Raw genomic sequence first — 361 nt, forward strand, 5'->3', positions numbered from 1 at the left:
TGGGTCAGTTCAAGGTCCCCGGCTCCGAACACGCCAGCGGCGGTCACGGCATGGCGGGCGGCGAATGGCTGACCGGCATGCCGCTTCTGGTGATGCTGGGCCTGACCGGACTGACCATGCTGGTGATCTGGGGGGTGCCGAAAGTCACCAAGGCGATCCCGGCCCCGCTTGCCGGCATTGCCGTCACCGCCGCCATTGTCATCGGCTTCGGTCTCGATGCGCCGCGCGTGGGTGATCTCGCCAGCATTCAGGGCGGACTTCCGGGCTTTCACATCCCGATGGTCCCGCTCAATTTCGAAACGCTGAAGATCATCTTCCCCTATGCGGTGATCCTCGCCGCCATCGGCCTGATCGAGAGCCT

1 pseudogene is annotated in these 361 nt (G+C 64.8%); it reads left to right on the top strand.

Annotated features, from left to right (window positions below):
- Positions 1-361, top strand: a pseudogene (locus tag B2Z70_RS07065) (SulP family inorganic anion transporter); the annotation flags it as partial.

The sequence above is a fragment of the Oceanicaulis sp. UBA6590 genome (assembly GCF_002433705.1).
Taxonomy (GTDB): Bacteria; Pseudomonadota; Alphaproteobacteria; order Caulobacterales; family Maricaulaceae; genus Oceanicaulis.